Source organism: Kitasatospora sp. UYEF31, from assembly GCF_057291755.1.
Window position 1 is genome coordinate 48,258 of record NZ_JBXAWK010000018.1, and the last position, 19,027, is coordinate 67,284.

The window sequence follows — 19,027 nt, forward strand, 5'->3', positions numbered from 1 at the left end:
AATCATTCACCCCTTGAAAGACAGATCATGGAGTGGTGAAGACCAGCCGAACCAGGGCCACCAGCGCCGATGTCGCCCGACTCGCGGGTGTGTCCCGCGCGACGGTGAGCTACGTCCTCAACGACGCCCCGGACCAGCACATCTCCGAAGCCACCCGACAACGCGTCAAAGAGGCTGCGGACAGCCTCGACTACCACCCGCACGCGGGCGCCAGGGCGCTGCGCAAGGGACGGAGTGACGTCGTCCTGATGGCGCTTCCCATACTCCCGCTCGGACACGCGATCACCACGATCATGGAGGAGACGGGGCACGCCCTCGCCCGCCGCGACCTGGTGTGCGTCGCCGCGCTGGGGCGCGGCCTGGTGGACCCGGGCACGGTCAGGGCCTGGCTGCGGATGAGCCCGGCGGCGGTGGTCCTGCTGACCGACGACATGACTCCGGAGGCCCGGCAGCTCCTGGAGAACGCCGACGTCGAGCTGGTCGAGCCGTTCGCGGACGGCGGGCCGCACGACGACTTGACCTTCGACGGATTCCAGTACGCCATCGGCCAGGCCCAGGCCGAGCACCTGCTGGCCCTGGGGCACCGGCGGCTCGTCTACGCGGACGCTGACTCCCGCGACCTACAGCGCCTGCGTGACCTGCGTCTTTCGGCGATCCGGGACGCCTGCGCGGCGGCTGGCGCGCCCGCCCCGCAGGTGTGCAGGGTGCCGCTGGAGTCCGCGGCCGCGTCCACCGCGGTGGCCGACTGCGTGCTGTCCGGCGGCGCGGACCGCGCCACGGCGGTGTGCGCGTACAACGACGAGGTCGCCCTCGCGGTGGTCACCGCCGTACACGCGCAGGGCCTGCGGGTGCCGGCGGACGTCGCCGTGGTCGGCGTGGACGACATCCCGGTGGCGGCGGCGGTGACCCCGGCGCTCAGCTCGGTCACGTGGCCGGTGAAGGACTTCGGCGAGGCCATCGCCGAAGTCGTCCGCGAACGCCTGGGAATGGTGGCCGGGGCCGCCGAAACGGCTCCCCAGCCGCTGCTGATTCCGCATGTGATTGTCCGGGCGACCACATAGTGTCGATCTGACTAGAATTCATACTTGAACACAAGGCCGTTGACCAATTTTCCATACGTCAACGTACGGTGATGAGCCCGAACGCAGGGCCGCTCGAAAACGCGAACACTGTTACGACTTTCAGCCGCCCCGGCGGCAACCGCCCCGGGGGATTTCGGAATCCCCCTCGACGCTGAACACACCGGGGCGTGAGTCGTGTCGACATGAAGGCCGGGCGCTCCCGTCAAGACCTGCCGGTACCGCTCGGTGTGCGACTGCCGATCCGAAGCCGCGCCCCGCGCGGGCAGTTCCCTCAAGACCACCGACCGGCCTCCCCTACGGGCCGCGCCCACGCAGCCGTACGGTCAGACCGGGTAGCGCTTGAGCCAGGCACTCTCGCCGTGCAGTTCGGCTCCGTGGGTCAGCTCCATCGCGAAGTCGTCGGCCAGCGCCAGGATCGTGCCCCGGCCCTCCAACTCGGCCACCAGGTCGGCGGGCAGCGCCGTCTCCCCGTGCACCGCGCCGAGCAGCGCCCCGCACAACGCCCCGGTGGAGTCACTGTTACCTGAGTGGTTGACGGCGGTCAGCATTCCCGTACGGATGTCAGGCGCGGTCAGGGCACAGTAGACGGCGATGGCCAGAGCCTCCTCGGCGACCCAGGCGCTGCCCAGGGACTCCACCCGCTCCGTGCTGGGCATCCCGTCACGCACCAGCTCAAGGGCCCGGTAGAGGTCGGCCGCCACCTCGCCGCCCCCGGGTCTTGCTTCGACCTGCGCGAGAGCGGTCCGTACGGCGTCCTCCAACTGTCTTCCGCGCAGGACTCCGTGCACGATCGACGCGAACACGCCGGCGGCCAGGTAGCCGGTGGGGTGTCCGTGCGTCAGCACGGCGCTCTCCACCGCGAGCTGGAAGACGAGCTCAGGCTCCCAGCCGGCCAACAGGCCGAACGGCGCGGAGCGGATCAGCGCGCCGACGTCCTTCGCATCCGGGTTGCGCGGCGCGTCGAGCGTGCCGCGCGGACCGTCCTCCAGGCCGCGCACGGTCGCGTGCCCGGGGGCCCGAACCGCGTACAGCCACTCCTCACGCACCAGCCAGCCGTCGTTGAGCCGCTCGTCGGGTCCCCACTCGGTCTGGGTGGAACGCCAGCGCAAGTAGGCGGCGTGGACGTCGGTCGGCGGGTGCCACCCGCCGGTGACGTCCCGCCGCACATGCGCGCGGATCAGCCCGTCGACGGTGAACAAGGTCAGCTGGGTGTCGTCCGTCACCGCCCCGATGCGCTGATAAGCCGGGACGTAACCGGTCACTCCGTCGGAGCCGTGCTGCTCACGGATGGCGTCCAGGCTGAGGAACTCGATCCCCGCCCCGAGTGCGTCCCCCACCGCCCCACCGAGCAGGCAGCCGCGGATCCGCGACCGGAAATCCTGCTGTTGTCCCCGGGACCACAGTCCGGCCATCGGTAGTTCCACCGCCATCTACCCGCTTCCCCCGTTGCCCATTGTCCGCCGCAGCGTACCGGCGCGGTCGGACACCGGGGGTCGGCGCGGTGCCTGACGTCTCGTTGGTCACACCCCGGATTCCATGCCGCGGAAGCGATTTCACGCCATCGGCATACGCGGGCATCAGTACATTCGTTCCGACAGTGTGGGCAGCGGACCGAAGGCTGCCACAGATCGGGGGGACCACTGTGGACAGCGCACACCGGATCGTGGCCGGGCGGTGCTGACCGACTTCGGCATCGCGACGCTCACCGGCTCCACCACACTGACCGCCACGAACACCCCTGCGCAGTCCGGCTATCAGCGGATCAACGACCCGGCCGGCTTCTCGGTTCTGGTACCGGTCGACTGGACTGAGCGGTCCACCGACAGCGACGGCCGGATCTTCCACCACAGCCCAGGCAACGTCTTCCGGCTCGGGGCGCGCGTCGACGCACGCGACGCATCGGGTGATCCGTACGCCGACCTGAGCAGGGACGACGCCTCAGGGGCGAAGGACAACCCGGGCTACAAACTCATCGGGCTGATCCGGACGACCTACCGCGGGAACACAGCGGCGAAGCGGGAGTTCAGCTGGAACGACAAGGGGACACCGCGTCGGTCGGTCAACCTCAGCTACGTCGTGGGCGGCCACACCTACGACTTCTGGGTGTCCGGACCGGAGAGCGGCCTGATCACGGTCCGCAACACCTACGACCAGGTTTACGCGAGTTTCCAGCCGTAGAGGTTCAGTAACACAAAGAAGAGGCTCCTCCGCCAGTCACAGACCGGCGGAGGAGCCTCAAGCGACCGCTAAGACATTCACACCACCGGCAACAGGTCCGGCAGCTTCCCGTCGTGCCTGCGCGCGGTGTCGATGCGCTCCTGCGGCACCTCGCCGTACGTCGTCGACCTGACCCGCACCGGGCGGCCGATGCCGGAGGCGATCTCCTCCAGTTCGGCGATGGACTTGTACGAGCCGTACTCAGAGCCGGCCATCCGGGAGATGGTCTCCTCCATCAGCGTCCCGCCGAGGTCGTTCGCCCCGCCGGTGAGCGCCTGCCGGGAGCCCTCCGTACCGAGCTTGACCCAGCTGGTCTGCATGTTGCGGATCTTGCCGTGCAGCAGGATCCGGGCCATGGCCATGACCGAGCGGTTCTCCTGCGTCGTCGGCCCCGGGCGGGCGATGCCGGCCAGGTAGACGGGCGCGTTGGTGTGGATGAACGGCAGCGTCACGAACTCGGTGAAGCCGCCGGTGCGGTCCTGGATCTCGCCGAGCAGCCGCAGGTGACCGACCCAGTGCTTCGGGTTGTCCACATGGCCGTACATCATCGTGGACGACGAGCGGAGGCCCAACTCGTGTGCGGTGGAGACCACTTCGACCCAGGTGGCGGCCGGCAGCTTGCCCTTGGTGAGCACCCAGCGGACTTCATCGTCGAGGATCTCAGCGGCGGTGCCCGGGATCGAGTCGAGCCCGGCCTCCTTGGCCGCCGTCAGCCACTCGCGGATCGACATGCCGGTGCGCGTCGCGCCGTTGACGATCTCCATCGGGGAGAACGCGTGCACGTGCATCCCGGGCACACGTTCCTTGACGGCCCTGACGATGTCGAAGTAGGCCGTCCCCGGCAGGTCCGGGTGGATCCCGCCCTGCATGCACACCTCGGTCGCACCGACCTCCCAGGCCTGCGCGGCCCGGTCGGCGACCTGGGTCAACGACAGTGTGTACGCGTCGGCGTCCGTACGGCGCTGTGCGAACGCGCAGAACCGGCAGCCGGTGTAGCAGACGTTGGTGAAGTTGATGTTCCGCGTGACGACGTAGGTGACCTCATCGCCCACCGTGTCGCGGCGCAGGTCGTCGGCGATACCGCAGAGCGCTTCCAGCGCGGGGCCGTCCGCCGAGAACAGGGTCAGCGCTTCACTGTCCGTCAGTTTTGACGGATCGTCAGCAGCCTGCGCCAGTGCGCCCTTCAGGTCACCGTCGACCCGCTCGTACGTGCCCGCCGCCACCTGCTCGCGCAGGGACTCCCAGTCGCCGTAGACGTTGTCGAAGTCGTCGCGGCGGTCGGTCGTACGGCCTTCGGAGTCGATGGTCGTGTGGAGATCCGTACGGCCCGTAGCGGTGAAGATGTCCTCCGGTTCCTGCCACGGCAGGCCGACCGGCTTCTTCCCCTCAATCGCCATCCCCGTCGGATCCGACAGCGCCCGCACGTGCGGCAGCACCCGGGGGTCGATCCACGGCTCACCGCGCTGGATGTACTCCGGGTAGATGGTGAGACGTTCCTTGAGCGCAAAACCGGCCTCAGCGGTCTTTGCCGCCAGCTCGTCGATGTTCGGCCACGGACGCTCCGGGTTCACGTGGTCCGGGGTCACCGGCGAGACGCCGCCCCAGTCGTCGATGCCCGCGTCGATCATCAGCGCGTACTCCTGGCCGACGAGGTTCGGCGGTGCCTGCACGCGCGCCTTCGGGCCGAGCACGATCCGGGTCACCGCGATCGCCGCGGCCAGTTCGTTCAGGTCGGCGTCGTCCACGTGTCGCATCGCCGTGTCCGGCTTGGCGCGGAAGTTCTGCACGATGACTTCCTGGATGCCGCCGTACTGCCGGGCGACCTTCCGCATCGCGAAGATGGACTCGGCCCGCTCGGTCTTGTCCTCGCCGATGCCGATCAGGATGCCGGTCGTGAACGGCACGTTGGAGCGCCCCGCGTCCTCCAGGACGCGCAGCCGCACGGCCGGGTCCTTGTCCGGCGAACCGTAGTGCGGCCCGTCCTTCTGCGACCACAGACGCGTCGCGGTGGTCTCCAGCATCATGCCCATGGACGGGCTGACCGGCTTGAGCCGCTGGAAGTCCGTCCAGGACAGGACACCCGGGTTGAGGTGCGGCAGCAGGCCGGTCTCCTCAAGCACCCGGATCGCCATGGCGCGGACGTACGAGAGCGTGTCGTCGTAACCGGCCGCGTCCAGCCACTCACGCGCCTCGGGCCAGCGGTCCTCGGGCCGGTCGCCGAGGGTGAACAGGGCTTCCTTGCAGCCCATCGCCATCCCCTGCCGGGCGATCTCCAGGACCTCGTCGGGCGACAGGAACATCCCGTGGCCGTCTTTTTTGAGCTTCCCGGGAACGGTCACAAAGGTGCAGTAGTGGCACTTGTCCCGACAGAGCCGTGTCAGGGGGATGAAGACCTTACGGCTGTACGTGATGACACCAGGCCGGCCGACGGCGTCGAGCCCAGCGTCCCGCACCCGGGCCGCCGACGCGCACAGATCTTTGAGGTCGTCCCCCCGCGCGTGCAGGAGCACCGCGGCCTCGGCGACGTCGAGCATGACCCCGTCCCGGGCCCGGCGCAGGGCGCGCCGCATGCTGTTCTGGGTGGGTACGGCGTCCGCCGGTGCCTGGGTCATTCGACAACCTTCGCTGTCAGTCGTTCTTTCAAGGGCGCTGTGCCGGAGCACAGATTGTGGACGTACGGGACCCACGATTCGAACAGGCACCGAACAGACCCAGAGTAGGCAGCCGGGTGGTGCGGCTCCATCACAGGTGCTCCACATCACTTACACGGTTAGATATGCACAGCACCTGCGACAACAGCCGTTGAGTCGGACTATTCCCCGTCAGTCCAGATACTCGCTGTGCTCGTCGAGCGCCCGCAGGACCTCGTCCCGCCCGCCCTCGGGGAGTCGCAGGACCACCTCGGTGCAGCCGGTCTCCCGGTAGTGGGCCAGCTTGGCCTCGCTCGGCAGTGTGCCGAACGGGATCACCTCAAGGGTCTCCGGGTCGCGCCCGCGCTCCTCGAAGGCCGTACGCAGCTTCGGCAGCGCCTCGGTGAGACCGCCGCCGCCGACCGGCAGCCAGCCGTCCGCGTACTCCGCGATGTGCGCGAACATCTTGGGTCCGGCCCCGCCGCCGAGCAGCGTCCGCACGCCCGGCGCCTTAGGCCAGGCCCAACTCGGCTCCAGGTCCACGAACTCCCCGTGGAACTCCGCGACCTCGTCCCGCCACAGGGACTGCATCGCCAGGACGTACTCCCGGGTGACCTCACGGCGCTGGGCGAAGTCCACCCCGTGGCCGGCCATCTCTTCCTTGTTCCAGCCGAATCCGGTGCCGAGTACGAACCGCCCGCCGGACAGGTGGTCGAGGGTCGCGACCGCCTTGGCCAACGACAAGGGATCGTGCTCGGCGACGACGCTGATCCCCGTACCGAGAATGATCGTCGAAGTCACGCTCGCCGCCGCCGCCAGTGAGATGAACGGATCAAGGACGCGGGAGTACGCCGCCGGCAGGTCCTCATCGCGGCCCATCGGCCACGGCGTCTGCCGGCTGACGGGGATGTGGGTGTGCTCGGGGAGGTAGAGCGAGTGGAAGCCCCTGGCCTCCGCCTCGCGGGCCAGCTCGACCGGGTTGATGAGCAGGTCGGTCTGGAAAATGGTCACGCCGATGCGCATTGGGGCCTCCCGGAGTGGTGCGAGGAGCCCACCATAACCAGGGGCTGACGACTAGTCAGAAACGGTGTCGCGACTTACCTCCGACTTACCTCCGACTTACCTCCGACTCGCCTCCGACTCGCCTCCGACTCGCCTCCGGCGTCCACCCCGCGGCCCTCCGCGGCTGGATCCTCCCCCAGCCTCCGGACGGGGGTGCCCGCGACCGGGCGGGATGCGGTCCTCCCGGCATCACCAGTGGAATCAGCCCTGGGAAAGCATCAACAGGCTGAAAAATTGCTGCACCAAGTGTGTCCGACACGAAGTATCGCCTGTCATAGGCACAGTGAATATGTGCCACTAACCCAGTTGCTTGTATCGAGCGCCGCATTGTTGTTCGCGGCCTATTTCCTGGCGGCCCGCTGTAACCCCCGGGGTTACCGTGAGAGCGCCACCTTCATCCTGTCCGCGTTCCTGGCCGCAGTCGTGTTGATCTCCCTGGCCGTGGGCGGCGTCGTGACCGCGTACAACCCCGTAGCCCTGACTTTCACCTGCTGCGGTGTTGCGGTCGTCTGCGCCGTCTTCGCGGTGCGGCGACCGGTGACCGCCCGGTTCCCCCAGGGCCGACGCCCCATCCGAAGTCTGGTCCGCGCGGTGGTACACCACCCCGCGACCTGCGCCCTGGCAGTTGTGGTCGGCGGTCTGTACGTGGCGGCGGCCGCTCAAGTGTTCTACCTGCCGAACCTGGACTATGACGGTCTGATGTACCACTTGACCGGCCCGGACCACTGGATCACCAGCGGCCGGATCAGCCAGGGCGGCATCAACAAGTGGACCGACGCCTATCCGCTGAACATGGAACTGCTCATGGCGTGGCCGGGGGTGTTCCTGCACACGATGCGGTACGCAGCCCTGGCACAGTTCCCCGTGCTCGCGCTGGGCGCGGTGTCGGTGGCAGGCCTCGCCGGGCTGCTCGGCGCCCGGCGCCCGTACGCCCTGCTGGGTGCACTGGTGTTCCTCGGCACCCCGGCCGTCCTGGGTCAGGCCCCGACCGCCTACGTCGACGCCGGTGCCGCCGCGCTCGGGGTGGCGGCGCTCTACCAGGCCTGCGCGCTGCGGCAGGTCGGTGAACTGCCGCGTGCCGCCTTTGTCATGCGTCTGACGCTGCTGGGCGCCACCACCGGCATGGCCTGCGCGACCAAGCCCACCATCCTGGTCGTGCTGCCGGTCGTGCTGGTCGTCGCAGTGTCGGCGGTAGGCGCGTTCCGTAACGCTTCCCCCCTGGGCTCCTTCTCCCTGCGGGTGGGGATCGCCCTCGTACTGGCTCCGGCGCTGGCCCTCGGCGGTTTCTGGTATCTGCGCAACCTGGTCACCGTCGGCAACCCCTTCACCCCGTTCACCGTCTTCGGGTTCACCGGGACGGGCACCGTCTTCGACGTGATCATCGTGTCCAACACGCCTCCCGAACTCCGTGGCCTGAGCGACCTGCAGCAGGTGTGGCAATCCTGGACCACCGGCCTGACCGGTCCGGCGACCACGCCGGGGTACGACGTCCGCGTCGGCGGGTTCGGGCCCCTGTGGCTGTTCCTGGTGTTGCCTGGTTCGTTGGCCGCCGTGGGGATGTGGATGTTCTCCCGCACCCACCGGCACGGCCCCGTCGTGCCTCTGGCGGTCACCGGAATCCTTACCCTGCTGGCCAGCCCGGCCCCCTGGTGGGCCCGGTACATCCTGTTGACCTACGTTTGTGCGGTTCCGCTGGCCGCGCTCAGCCTGGACCGTCTGGCCCGCTTGCTGACCGGTCTGGTGGCGGGCCGTACCTGGACCTGGGCGACCTCGGCCGCCGTCACGCTCCCGGTCGCGGTCGCCGCCGCCGCCGCGGGGGTGTGGAGTCTGGGCGCCACCGCTGTAGCGACCCCAGGTTCCCCCGACACCAGCGCGATGCGGGTCGTCGACGCCGCCCAGGGCAGGCTGCACCGGCAACAGGTCTCGCCGTGGCACCAGTACGCCGTACTGGACACCCTGCCCGCCGGGGCGGTGATCGGGTTTGTGCCCACGGGCTCCCAGCCCTTCACCCACCCCCTGTTCGGCGACGATCTGCGCCGCCGTCCGGTGGCGATCACCGCAACCGGCGACCCGGAGCAGATGGCCCACCGTCTGCGCGCGGCCGGGGCCCACTACCTCTTGGCGGGACCGGCCTTCGCCACCGAGAAGGACGCCTACCAGGCGGCCGGGCTCGCACCCGACAAGTTCAAGCGGGTCGGCTCCGCAGACCAGGTGATCGAGGGCGCCACCCTCTTCGAGCTGGGCCACTGGCCGGACGCCTGTATGCGCAAGGGCAGTTCACTGGACGTCAAGCGCGTTCCGGAAGAGGGCAACCCCGGCCCGAAGCAGGCGGACATCCTGAAGGGCCGACTCCTGGACGGGTGCGGGAAGCCGGTCCCGGAGGCGCCCGTCGTCGGCAGGGCCGGTCCCGCCCAAGGTGATCTGTGGCAGACAGCCGACTATCTAGGGACCCTACGGACGGACGCGCAGGGGAAGTTCACCATCCGCCTGCCGCTCGACATCCCCACCGACAGGGCGTTCGTCTTCTCTCAGGGAGACGGATTTTTCCTCACGTCCTCCGCATCGAACGTATTGCCCCCGACCAGTCCGAAATGACACCGCAAGCGCGGGATTGATCGAGGGACTCTGCCCCGGCGAGGTGCAGTAGAAGGCTCCGGATCACTGGTCCGGGGCCTTCTTCATGGGCGGGGGTGTGGTTCCTTATGCGGGGAAATGCCGAGTCCCTCAGTGCGGCTCTGCAAGCCCGGGTGTCACCGGGCGGGGACGCCCGCCAGTGAAGACTGGTCGGTCCGCGCCGGTGCCTGAGCCTGCACAGGATCGTGCCGGAAGACGAGCGTCCGGTACCCCCAGAAGCGGAACGCGGTGGCGAACCCCATCCCCACGACGTTGCCCGCGATGTTGTCCGCGAGCAGCCCGGTGCAGCCGAACCCGTAGTGCGAGACGGCCAGGCAGAGCAGCTGGATCGCCATCCCTACCAGGCTGATGACGGTGAAGGACAGGAACTGGCGGCCGACCCGGCCGGCGTCCGAGGTCTGGGAAATCCGGTCCCTGTAGGTCCAGTAGCGGTTTCCGAAGAATGCGACGCCAGTCGCCGCCAGAAGCGAAACCGTCTTCGCCGGGAGCGGCCCGACGTCCGCCGCGGCACGGAGCGTGTTGAAGATGAGGACGTCGGACGCATATCCGGCGCCCCCCACCGTGGCGAAGCGGAGAATTTCCGGGAGCACGGCGCGGAATTTCTTCCGTACGGAATGGAACACGGGAACTCCTGTTTCAGGCGGAGCTGCTCCGGACTCTCCGGGCTGCGGCGAGGACACGGGACATACCGGGTGCCCTGAAGCCGTGCTTTCAGACGCCGGCATCCCGGCCGCAGTCGGGCCGGCGCAGGGCAGCGGATTCTGATGAACACTCTGATAGGCGAACTGTGGGACGGCTCGCCGTGACACGTGAACCGCAGCCGGAAGGGGAAAGTTCACCTCTTCGAGGTCGCCCGTATGGTGGTGCGCGGTGTCCGCCCGTGTCTCCGGGCCCGCGTCATCGTCCTCCGGCGCTGGGAAATGCGGCTGCCGGTGGACGCGTTGGGGGGGGTGGAGGACATCCCTGGTCCACGCACCGGGGACGCCCGGAGACCCTGGCCCTGTCCCCGGCCGGTGACGCACAAACGCGTCACCGGCCGCCCGGATGTCTCACCAGCCCCGCCCCTGACCGGGCCGGGAATTACCTCAGCACCTCAGCACCTCAGCACCTCAGCACCTCAGCACCTCAGCACCTCAGCACCTCAGCACCTCAGCACCTCAGCACCTCAGCACCTCAGCAGGAAACCGTCGCCGTGTCCCGGCCTGACCGCAGCAGGGTGCCGTTGACGGCCCCCGTGGTCTGGTTGTCGCGGATCGTCTCGACACCGTTGACCCGCACCGACACGATGCCGATGGCCTCACCCGTCAGCCGGGGGCTGTCGCCGGGCAGGTCGTGCACCAGCCGCGCCGGGCCGGAGTCGATCGTCGCCGGGTCGAACAGGACCAGGTCGGCCCAGTTGCCCTCGGCGATGCTGCCGCGGTCGCGCAGGCCGAACAGTTGGGCCGGCTCGGTGGTCAGCATCTGCACCGCACGCTCAAGGGGGACCAGCTTCCGGCCGCGCAGCGAGTCGCCGATGAAGCGGGTCGTGTACGTGGCGCCACACATGCGGTCCAGGTGCGCCCCGGCGTCCGAGCCCCCGAGGATGACGTGCTCGTTCTCCCAGATCTCCTGACGGAGTCGCCAGGACGCCTCATCGTTGTCGGTCGGCATGGGCCACAGGATCGTCCGGAGTTCGTCGTTGACGCAGATCTGCACCAGCGTGGCGAACTCGTCCGTGCCCCACTCAGCGGCGATGTCCGCCACGACCCGGCCCGACAGGCCCTTGTTGGCCTCGGAGTAGGTGTCGCCGATGACGTAGCGGCCGAAGTCGGCCAGGCGGCGGAAGACGCCGGCCTCCGGGGAGTTCGCGTGCTTGACCATCGCTGCCCGGACGTCCGCGTCCTGCAGCTTGGCGATGCGCTCCGGGACCGGCAGCGACAGGATCTCGCCCCAGGTGGGCATGAGGTTCAGCGCACAGTAGGTCAGCAACGACATGTTCATCGGCACCAGGACCGGCATGGTCAGGATGACGATCTTGCCGCCGGCCTTCTTCGCCTGCTCGGAGGCGAAGATCTGCCGCGGCGCGCGGTCCGGCGCAGCCGAGTCAACAGTCAGCACGTTCCAGTTCACCGGACGGCCCGCCGTGGTGGTCATCTTGACCAGCAGGTCGATCTCGTCGTCGGAGAACTGGTCGAGGCAGCCCTGGACGATGACTTCGAGCTGGGTGCCTTCGTGCTTGCCGACTTCTGCGCACAGGGCAAGGATCTCTTCGGGCGTGGCGTGCCGCGACGGGACGGGCTGACCGTCGCCGTCGGTGTGGTTCGACTGGCCGGTGGAGAAGCCGATCGCGCCGGCCTCCATGGCCTTCTTCAGCTCGTCGACCATTGCGGCGATCTGCGCCGGGGTGGCCTGTTCGCCGACTGAGTCCGGGCCCATGACGTAGCGGCGGATCGCACAGTGCCCGGCCATGAACGCGGCGTTGACTGCGGTGTTGCCGTCGAGCTTGTCGAGGAACTCGCCGAAGCTCTCCCACGTCCAGTCGACGCCGTTCTCAAGCGCGGGGAGGGCCATGCCCTCGACCTTTGCCATCATCCGGCGGGTGTAGTCGGCGTCGACCGCCTTCAGCGGGGCGAGCGTGAAGCCGCAGTTGCCGCCGATGATCGTGGTCACGCCGTGGTTCACCGACGGGGTGGCGTACGGGTCCCAGTGCAACTGCGCGTCGTAGTGCGTGTGCGGGTCGACGAAGCCGGGTGCCAGGACAAGCCCTTCGGCGTTCTCGACGCTCGTGGACTCTTCGGTGACGCTGCCGGCCGGGCCGACGGCGACGATCTTGCCGTCGCGGATGCCGACGTCACCCTTGTACGACGGTGCGCCCGTCCCGTCGACGACGGTTGCTCCGGTGATGAGGTGGTCGAGCATGGCCCGGACTCCTTTGCTTCGCACTCCTGCGCTGCCTTCGGTCTTCAGGCGCGGCGCGGGGTCTGTGCTTGGTCCGTAAAGGAGTCTGCCGCGCCGCACCGCGCCGATTCCCTGATGGTATGTCAGATAAATGTCATCGCCAGGGGTCGGCGACCCGATGAGACAGGCATCACGGGATCCGCGTGCCAGCGGGCCCACGTGCGACAGATGTCCTCGAAGTGCGGTCCGACGACCTTGCTGCGGAACGTCGACTGGGAACGCTGCCAGACCGCCGAAGCCCGGCCGGGGCGTTCCAGATCGCCCCAGACCGGACGCATGACGGCGTGGTAGAAGGTAACCAGCGGCTCGGCGACGCGGTAGGCGGATCGGTTCTTACGGAACGCGTCAGTCTCGTGTGTGATCATGCCGACGTCTTCGAGCACACCCAACGGGTGCGTGAGGTCAGTGGACTTCCGGCCGAGACAGTCGGCGATACCGCTGCGCGCGGCATTCCCGTGGGCGATAGCCGCGAGAACCGAGTGGTACAGAGCGGTGTCGCGCATCTCCGGCTCTTCCGCCAAGAGGTACCGGGCCTCACGGAAGAGCGGACGCCCCGGGTTGAGGACTGCGCGGACGACCCAGTCGTCGAAGTCAGCAGCCCCTGACGGCGTGTCGTCCTGCGTGAACTCACGTCGGTAGGCGGGGGTCCCGCCCACGATCGCATTGGTCAGCATCGCAGTGCGCAGGTCCTTGATCCCCCAGAACTGTGCGGCGAGGCGGTAGTCGAGCGTGGGCACGATGAGATCGAGTCCCGCCCGCCAGCGCCACTCCGCAACGGTCAGCCGTTGAGCAGCGGCGCGACCTCGGCCCCGAAGCGCTCGATCTGGTCCACGAGCTCGGCGACGTCCCGGCTGCGGAACCGTACCTGGATCTGGTTCGCGCCCTGGTCGCCGTACCAGCGCAGGGTTTCGGCGAGCACCTCCGGCTTCCCGGCGACGGTGCGGCCCCCGACCTCCCACCCGGGCTCCCCGACGTACAGCGTCTCGGTGATCGCGCCGATGTCCAGGCGCTCGTCGCCGCGCCCGGCCTCCTCGCGCAGCCGCTTGAGCTCGGCCAGCTGCTGCGGGTAGGTCTCGCGCGGGTTGCCCTGCGGCAGCCAGCCGTCGCCGTGCACCGCGACCCGCTTCAACGCGGCCGGAGCCGAGCCGCCGATCCAGAACGGCGGACGCGGCCCCTGCACCGGACGGGGCCGCTGGCCCATGTCCTGGATCGTGAACCGCTTGCCCTCGTACGTCACGTACTCGTCCCGCAGCGCCAGATCGAGCACCTTCAGCGACTCGTTGAGCGCCGCGCCGCGGTCCTTGAAGTCCAGGCCGAGCATCTCGAACTCGCCCTCGACGTGCCCCACGCCCGCGCCGATGACCGCGCGCCCGCCGGAGATCACGTCCAGCGTGGCGAACGCCTTGGCGACCATCATCGGGTGCCGGTAGGCGAGGACCGACACGTGACTGATCAGACGCACCTGCGAGGTGATTCCGGCCAGCCACCCGAGGGTGGTCATGGTGTCCCACCACTCGGTGCCCATGGCTCCGGCGTAAGCGCGGGGGATCGCGGTGTGGTCACAGACCGCGATGTACGCGAAGCCGCTGCGGTCGGCGGCCTGCGCGACCTGGCCGAGCTCGACCGGGCCCGAGTCCGCTTCCCACGCTTCGGCGTACAGCTTGCTCTGGGACTGGACCGGCAGCTGCATGCCGTAGTGCAGCGTGCCCGGGGGCAGGACCGCGGCCATAGAAGGCTCCCTTGTCTCTGGTGTGCGAGGGTCACATACTCCGATCTAACGCATCGTCAGACAAGGCCGCGCGCAAGGAGCTTCACGTGATCAACACCACCGATCCGACCATTGAAGAAGATCAGGTACGGATGAACCTGGAGGTCACCGACGGCGGCATCGGGGTCATCACCCTGTGCCGCCCGGAGAAACTCAACGCGTGGAGCTGGGAGTCCACCCGGCAACTGGGCATCATGGCGGACCGGATCAGGTTCGACGACTCGATCCGGGTGGTGCTGCTGCGCGCCGAGGGCCGGGCGTTCTGCGCGGGCATCGACGTGACCGCCCCCGGCGGCGCGATCACCGGGCGCAGCAGTTCCGAGCGGACCCGCAACTACGCCGAGGGCCTGCGCTGGGTGCACGAGCGTTTCACGGTCTTCGCCGGACTGCCGCAGCCGATCGTGGCCGCCGTACAGGGCTACTGCCTCGGTTTTGGTTTTGAGCTGGCGTTGATGGCTGACGTACGGATCGCCGCCGACGACGCGAAGTTCGCCCTGCCCGAGGCCACCATCGGCGTCGCCGTGGACGCCGGCGGCGACCTGCGGATCGCCCGGGAGGCAGGTGCGGGCTGGGCCAAGATGCTGTCGCTGACCGGCCGCCGGATCGACGCGGCGACCGCTGCGCGGCTCAATCTCGTACAAGAGGTTGTTCCCGTGGCGGACCTGGACGAGGCCGCGCGCGCGGTCGCCGCGGAAATCGCGGCGAACGCCCCGCTGGCGGTCCAGTCCATCAAGCGGTCGATCGACGCGTTCGCGGACAACGGCATGGCACACGCGCTCCAGCTCACTGCCGTGTCTGCGGCCCTCACTCTCACTTCCGAGGACTCCGTGGAGGGCTACAGCGCCAAGGCCGCCCGCAAGCCAGCCGTCTTCCAGGGAAAATAACTCCCCGAAATTTGCCGCTTCGATCATGTACAAAAGTCCCCTCTAGAGATCGTTAAGGGGACTTTTGTACATGATCGACGTAGCTACTTGCGGGCGGCCTCTTCCGCAGCCTGCGCCCGCAGCTCGAACTTCAGCACTTTGCCCGCCGCGTTGCGCGGCAGTGCCGTGATGATCTCCACAGACCGGGGGACCTTGTAGTTCGCCATCTCCTTGCGGCAGAACGCGATGATCTCCTCCGGGGTGACCGAGGCGCCCGGGCGCAGGATCAGGTAGGCCTTGCCGACCTCCCCCATCCGGGCGTCCGGCACGCCGACGACAGCGGCCTCGGACACCGCGGGGTGTCCGGCGAGTACGGATTCGATCTCCGCCGGGTAGGCGTTGAAGCCGCCGACGATGAACATGTCCTTGATGCGGTCGGTGATCCGCAGGTTGCCCTGCTCGTCGAGGACACCGATGTCGCCGGTGTGCAGCCAGCCGTCGGCGTCGACAGCCTTGGCGGTTTCCTCGGCGTCCTCGAAGTAGCCCTTCATGACGTTGTAACCCCGTACGACGACTTCGCCCGACTCGCCCGCGCCCGTCTGATTGCCCGCGCTGTCGACGGTTTTGACCTCGACGCCCGGGATCGCCCGGCCCGACGTGGACGCGATGATCTCGTCGGGGTCGCCCTGGCGGCACATGGTGGCGGTGCCGCAGGACTCAGTCAGGCCGTACGCGGTCAGCACACTGTCGAAGCCCAGCTCGGTGGACATCCGGGTGACCAGCGACAGCGGCACGGCAGCCGCGCCGGTCACCGCGAGGCGCAGTGAGGAGAGATCATATTTCTTCCGGGCTATGCCGTTTCGAACAGTGTTGTCCAGCAGTGACGTGTAGATGGTCGGCGCACCCGGGAGCACGGTGACCCGCTCGTTCTGGATCACCGACATCACCGCGTCGATGTCGAAGACGGCCTGCGGGATCATCGTCGCCCCGGCGGTCAGGCAGGCGATGATGCCTGCCTTGTAGCCGAAGGTGTGGAAGAACGGGTTGACGATCAGGTAGCGGTCGCCCTCGGTCAGGCCCACGGTGTCGGCCCAGGTCTCGAACACCCGGCAGGTCTGCTCGTGGGTGGTCATCACACCCTTGGGCTTCCCCGTGGTGCCGGAGGTGAAGATGATGTCGCCGGTGTCGCTGGGGAACACTTCAGGGAGCTCCGACGCGAGATCACCGGTCGCGGTGAACTCGGGCCACGCGACGCAGTCGTCCGGCGCGGCGTCGGCGAGGACCACCGCGGACTTGAGGTCGGGCAGACCGGCGAAGGGGTGTCCGTCGCCCGCGCCGCCGGCGGCCTGGCGCAGCATTCCCACATACGACGTCCCGAGGAACGTCCCGGAGACGAACAGCAGTTTCGCGCGGGTCTTGCCGAGGACGTAGGCGGCCTCGGAGCCCTTGTACCGGGTGTTCAGCGGCACGATCACGCCGCCGGCCGACAGTGCGCCGAGCGCCGCCACGATCCACTCGCGGGAGTTCGGGGCCCAGACGCCGACCCGGTCGCCCTTCGCCACCCCGGCGGCGACGACCGCTGCGGCGGCCAGGCGGACCTGGTCGCGCAGTTCGGTGAAGGTGATCCTGACCGTGCCGTCGATCACGGCCTCCCGGTCGCCGAACCGGCGCGCCGCGCTGTCCACGAGGGCGGGGATAGTGCCCGATACCGGATCCGCCTGCATGATCGCTCCTGGAGTGTTCGAAGTCTCTGCGCTGCGCTGACGCGCCGCTCTGCTCTGCTGCCTTGCGTTGTGCTGCCGCGCTGCCGCGCTGCCGCGCTGCTGCACCGCTGTACTGCTGCACCGCTGTACTGCTGCACCGCGCTGCGGCGCACTGCTCTAACCTGACGGTACGTCAGTTTATGGCGGCAAAGGAAGCGTCGGGGTGGGAGATGGACACCACGCTGACACCGGGTCGTTTTTCGAGGAAGGTTGTCGGCATGCGCGAGTTCAAGACCCTGGGGTACGAGCAGGCCGACGGCGTCGCCACGGTGACACTCAACCGGCCGGACCGGCACAACGCCTTCGACCTGACGATGATCAACGAGTTGCACGGCCTGTGGCGCGACCTGCGGCACGACGACGACGTCCGCTGCGTGATCCTGACAGGCGCGGGTGACCAGGCGTTCTGTACGGGGATCGACCGCAGCGTGGACATCCCGCAGCCGTCGTCGCCGTTCATGATGGATGACCCGGCGGTCAAACTCGGCCCGAAGCACTCCGACCTGTGGAAGCCGGTCATCGTCGCGGTCAACGGCATGGCCTGCGGCGGCGCGTTCTACATGCTCGGCGAGTGCGAGTTCGTGATCGCCAGCGAGACCGCGACCTTCTTCGACCCGCATACGACGTACGGCATGGTCTCGGGCTTCGAGTCGATGTACCTCGCGCAGCGGATGCCGTTCGGCGAGGCGATGCGCCTGTCGCTGCTCGGCAACGCGGAGCGGATGAGCGCGCGGCGGGCGTATGAGAACGGGCTGGTGTCGGAGGTCGTCCCGGCCGACAAGCTTCTCGAAACAGCACGGTGGGCCGCAGAGACCATCGCGTCCTACCCGCCGCACGGCGTCGAGGGCACGGTGCGCGCGATGTGGGCGGCCCGGGACATGACACGGGCTCAGGCGATCACGATGGCCCCGGCGTTGATCACCCTGGGCAACCTGGACTGGTCGGAGCAGGCGGGGCTGTTCACGGGGCGGAGCAAGGAGTACCGGGTGCGTTGAGCGACTGCTGCTCCGTTCCAGGCCGCGCACATCTTGTTGCCCACAGCGTCATCGGGGTGGAGGACCGGATCGACTCCCAGCACCGAAGCCGGATGCGCCCGCCAGTCATAGCCGAGTTCGACCTTGGAGCGCTCGCCCGTAGGGTCTTCAACCTCCAGACGGGCAAAGGTCTCATAGCGCTTCGAGATCTCGACAGTGAGGCCGTCGGCCTCATACGCGGCGGTCACTACGGCGACCGCCGTCGCGAACCGCTCAACATCGCCCTGGTTCGTGAAGAGGTCCACGTCCTCTGACGGCCGGGACACAAATCCGTGCGCCTGCACGGCGTAGCCCCCGGCGAGAACGAAGCCGTATTCCGCTGCCGCCTGCAGACCGACGCGGATGAGCCTTGCGTGAAACGGGTGCATAACCTCAGAGCTCTTGGTTCGCCACATATTGACACGCAGCACATTGGCCCTGGATTTGTATGTACACCACCGAAAACGCAGCCATTCACCCGAATGAGCTACACGGTCTGCGACACGGTCAATTCTGGGAACCGGGCCTCCCAGAGCCGCCGGACCTGTGGCGGAAGGAACAGGTCGTCCCACAACCGGACGAGAGTCCCCTTGTTGAGGAAACGCCGCAGATCATTGCCTGTGGCCGCCTCACGGATCACCGTCATGTAGACACTGCGCAAGGTCGCCGGGTCGTCCAGATCACGCACCGGTGAACCCGACCAGTCGAGGTGGATGGGCAGCCTGGCCACCCCGCCCGTCGGCCCGGTCAGCTCCTCAAGAGTCTCCGGAACCGTGTACGGGCGGTGGTCCGCATAGCTCCGCCGCTGCTCCACGGATCCAGTATGCGCCGCCCGGCGCACACGGGCAGTGCTCTCATCCGGCGCCTTCGTCCCACAGTGCCGGAAATCCACTTGCCCCAGCGATCACCCCCGACCAGAATCAGCCCCGCCCCGGCACGCCCGGCGGCGCGAGACCGCCGGCACCGGCCGGCGGACCGACACAGGAGGTGCCCCGTGATCCAGCTCACGATCCAGCTCACCGCTCTGGACGTGGCAGTCGCCCGTCCGACCGTACCCG

General features: G+C 68.4%; 15 protein-coding genes. 5 read left to right on the forward strand and 10 right to left on the reverse strand.

Annotated elements, in window-relative coordinates; genetic code table 11:
* Positions 1–35 precede the first annotated feature (35 nt).
* The gene (locus tag AC0Z36_RS11705; protein ID WP_485462730.1) at positions 36–1,061 is read left to right on the forward strand and encodes a LacI family DNA-binding transcriptional regulator; all 1,026 of its coding nucleotides are present in this window, start codon (positions 36–38) and stop codon (positions 1,059–1,061) included.
* 344 nt (positions 1,062–1,405) lie between these two features.
* On the opposite strand, the gene AC0Z36_RS11710 is transcribed toward AC0Z36_RS11705, so the two are convergent.
* On the reverse strand, positions 1,406–2,512 hold the full coding sequence (locus AC0Z36_RS11710; RefSeq protein WP_485462731.1) for an ADP-ribosylglycohydrolase family protein: 1,107 nt from the start codon (positions 2,510–2,512) through the stop codon (positions 1,406–1,408).
* Positions 2,513–2,756: 244 nt separating this feature from the next.
* Here AC0Z36_RS11710 and AC0Z36_RS11715 point away from each other — a divergent pair, with 244 nt between their 5' ends.
* On the forward strand, positions 2,757–3,260 hold the full coding sequence (locus AC0Z36_RS11715) for a hypothetical protein (protein ID WP_485462732.1): 504 nt from the start codon (positions 2,757–2,759) through the stop codon (positions 3,258–3,260).
* A gap of 77 nt (positions 3,261–3,337) precedes the next feature.
* On the opposite strand, the gene AC0Z36_RS11720 is transcribed toward AC0Z36_RS11715, so the two are convergent.
* Together AC0Z36_RS11720 and AC0Z36_RS11725 are read right to left on the reverse strand one after the other, a co-directional pair.
* Positions 3,338–5,911, reverse strand: coding sequence for a bifunctional FO biosynthesis protein CofGH (locus AC0Z36_RS11720; protein WP_485462733.1), 2,574 nt, complete (start codon positions 5,909–5,911; stop codon positions 3,338–3,340).
* 210 nt (positions 5,912–6,121) lie between these two features.
* Positions 6,122–6,952, reverse strand: coding sequence for an LLM class F420-dependent oxidoreductase (locus AC0Z36_RS11725; RefSeq protein WP_485462734.1), 831 nt, complete (start codon positions 6,950–6,952; stop codon positions 6,122–6,124).
* A 330-nt stretch (positions 6,953–7,282) separates the two neighbouring features.
* Here AC0Z36_RS11725 and AC0Z36_RS11730 point away from each other — a divergent pair, with 330 nt between their 5' ends.
* The gene (locus AC0Z36_RS11730; RefSeq protein ID WP_485462735.1) at positions 7,283–9,586 is read left to right on the forward strand and encodes a hypothetical protein; all 2,304 of its coding nucleotides are present in this window, start codon (positions 7,283–7,285) and stop codon (positions 9,584–9,586) included.
* Between the two features lie 155 nt (positions 9,587–9,741).
* Here the strand turns inward: AC0Z36_RS11730 and AC0Z36_RS11735 are convergent, their stop codons facing one another.
* The 4 genes from AC0Z36_RS11735 to AC0Z36_RS11750 all read right to left on the reverse strand — a co-directional run bounded on the left by AC0Z36_RS11735 (position 9,742) and on the right by AC0Z36_RS11750 (position 14,291).
* Positions 9,742–10,248 (reverse strand): GtrA family protein, encoded by a 507-nt coding sequence (locus AC0Z36_RS11735; RefSeq protein ID WP_485462736.1) that lies wholly within the window; start codon positions 10,246–10,248, stop codon positions 9,742–9,744.
* A 550-nt stretch (positions 10,249–10,798) separates the two neighbouring features.
* Positions 10,799–12,523 (reverse strand): N-acyl-D-amino-acid deacylase family protein, encoded by a 1,725-nt coding sequence (locus AC0Z36_RS11740; protein WP_485462737.1) that lies wholly within the window; start codon positions 12,521–12,523, stop codon positions 10,799–10,801.
* A gap of 122 nt (positions 12,524–12,645) precedes the next feature.
* Complete coding sequence (locus AC0Z36_RS11745; protein WP_485462738.1) at positions 12,646–13,299, reverse strand: AAA family ATPase; 654 nt, start codon at positions 13,297–13,299, stop codon at positions 12,646–12,648.
* Positions 13,300–13,340: 41 nt separating this feature from the next.
* Positions 13,341–14,291, reverse strand: coding sequence for a TIGR03619 family F420-dependent LLM class oxidoreductase (locus AC0Z36_RS11750; RefSeq protein ID WP_485462739.1), 951 nt, complete (start codon positions 14,289–14,291; stop codon positions 13,341–13,343).
* An 86-nt stretch (positions 14,292–14,377) separates the two neighbouring features.
* Between AC0Z36_RS11750 and AC0Z36_RS11755 the strand changes: the two genes are divergently transcribed.
* Positions 14,378–15,214 carry an enoyl-CoA hydratase/isomerase family protein gene (locus tag AC0Z36_RS11755; protein ID WP_485462740.1) on the forward strand — a complete coding sequence of 279 codons (837 nt, stop codon included), beginning with the start codon at positions 14,378–14,380 and terminating at the stop codon, positions 15,212–15,214.
* 83 nt (positions 15,215–15,297) lie between these two features.
* Here AC0Z36_RS11755 and AC0Z36_RS11760 read toward each other — a convergent pair whose 3' ends face one another.
* Positions 15,298–16,917, reverse strand: a complete 1,620-nt coding sequence (locus AC0Z36_RS11760; protein ID WP_485462741.1) for a FadD3 family acyl-CoA ligase — start codon at positions 16,915–16,917, stop codon at positions 15,298–15,300.
* A gap of 257 nt (positions 16,918–17,174) precedes the next feature.
* Between AC0Z36_RS11760 and AC0Z36_RS11765 the strand changes: the two genes are divergently transcribed.
* Entirely contained in the window at positions 17,175–17,951 is a 777-nt protein-coding gene (locus AC0Z36_RS11765) for an enoyl-CoA hydratase/isomerase family protein (protein WP_485462742.1), read from the forward strand.
* Here the strand turns inward: AC0Z36_RS11765 and AC0Z36_RS11770 are convergent.
* Together AC0Z36_RS11770 and AC0Z36_RS11775 are read right to left on the reverse strand one after the other, a co-directional pair.
* On the reverse strand, positions 17,846–18,385 hold the full coding sequence (locus AC0Z36_RS11770; RefSeq protein ID WP_485462778.1) for a nucleotidyl transferase AbiEii/AbiGii toxin family protein: 540 nt from the start codon (positions 18,383–18,385) through the stop codon (positions 17,846–17,848). The two genes, AC0Z36_RS11765 and AC0Z36_RS11770, sit on opposite strands and share 106 nt — an antisense overlap.
* A gap of 71 nt (positions 18,386–18,456) precedes the next feature.
* The gene (locus AC0Z36_RS11775) at positions 18,457–18,783 is read right to left on the reverse strand and encodes a hypothetical protein (RefSeq protein WP_485462743.1); all 327 of its coding nucleotides are present in this window, start codon (positions 18,781–18,783) and stop codon (positions 18,457–18,459) included.
* Positions 18,784–19,027 lie beyond the last annotated feature (244 nt).

Excerpts from the sequence above, each read along its gene's own strand:
- AC0Z36_RS11710 (WP_485462731.1), bottom strand. The coding sequence starts at position 2,512 with ATGGCGGTGGAACTACCGATGGCCGGACTGTGGTCCCGGGGACAACAG.
- AC0Z36_RS11720 (WP_485462733.1), bottom strand. The coding sequence starts at position 5,911 with ATGACCCAGGCACCGGCGGACGCCGTACCCACCCAGAACAGCATGCGG.
- AC0Z36_RS11725 (WP_485462734.1), bottom strand. The coding sequence starts at position 6,952 with ATGCGCATCGGCGTGACCATTTTCCAGACCGACCTGCTCATCAACCCG.
- AC0Z36_RS11740 (WP_485462737.1), bottom strand. The coding sequence starts at position 12,523 with ATGCTCGACCACCTCATCACCGGAGCAACCGTCGTCGACGGGACGGGC.
- AC0Z36_RS11750 (WP_485462739.1), bottom strand. The coding sequence starts at position 14,291 with ATGGCCGCGGTCCTGCCCCCGGGCACGCTGCACTACGGCATGCAGCTG.
- AC0Z36_RS11760 (WP_485462741.1), bottom strand. The coding sequence starts at position 16,917 with ATGCAGGCGGATCCGGTATCGGGCACTATCCCCGCCCTCGTGGACAGC.
- AC0Z36_RS11765 (WP_485462742.1), top strand. The coding sequence starts at position 17,175 with ATGCGCGAGTTCAAGACCCTGGGGTACGAGCAGGCCGACGGCGTCGCC.
- AC0Z36_RS11770 (WP_485462778.1), bottom strand. The coding sequence starts at position 18,385 with ATGTGGCGAACCAAGAGCTCTGAGGTTATGCACCCGTTTCACGCAAGG.